Here is a 290-nt window from a genome sequence, read left to right as displayed (position 1 = left end):
TGGGGGGGACCGGCGCTACCTGAGCCTGCTGGCGGACAATTACGGCGGCGGCCCGGTGGGGATCGAGACGATCTCGGCGGCGCTGTCGGAGGCGCGCGACGCGGTCGAGGAGGTGATCGAGCCCTACCTGTTGCAGCAGGGGTTCCTGCAGCGCACGCCGCGGGGCCGGATGCTGGCGCGCAAGGCCTGGGCGCATCTGGGACTGGAGCCGCCCCGGGCACCTGGCGGCGCACCGCAGAGCGATCTGTTCGAAGGTCCCCCCGCGGAAGGGCCGCCGACGGAGATTTGAG

Annotated in this window: 1 protein-coding gene; it reads left to right on the top strand. The window is 72.8% G+C overall.

Features of this window, described 5'->3' with window-relative positions; translation table 11 throughout:
* The coding region (locus tag H2O73_RS23865) for a Holliday junction DNA helicase RuvB C-terminal domain-containing protein (RefSeq protein ID WP_281364271.1) at positions 1-289 on the top strand (289 nt) is incomplete at its 5' end.
* Position 290: the final 1 nt, after the last annotated feature.

This window comes from Vibrio marinisediminis (assembly GCF_014050145.1).
Taxonomy (GTDB): Bacteria; Pseudomonadota; Gammaproteobacteria; order Enterobacterales; family Vibrionaceae; genus Vibrio; species Vibrio marinisediminis.
The sequence above is the reverse complement of the archived record's forward strand: the minus strand, read 5'-3'. Positions and strand labels throughout refer to the sequence as shown.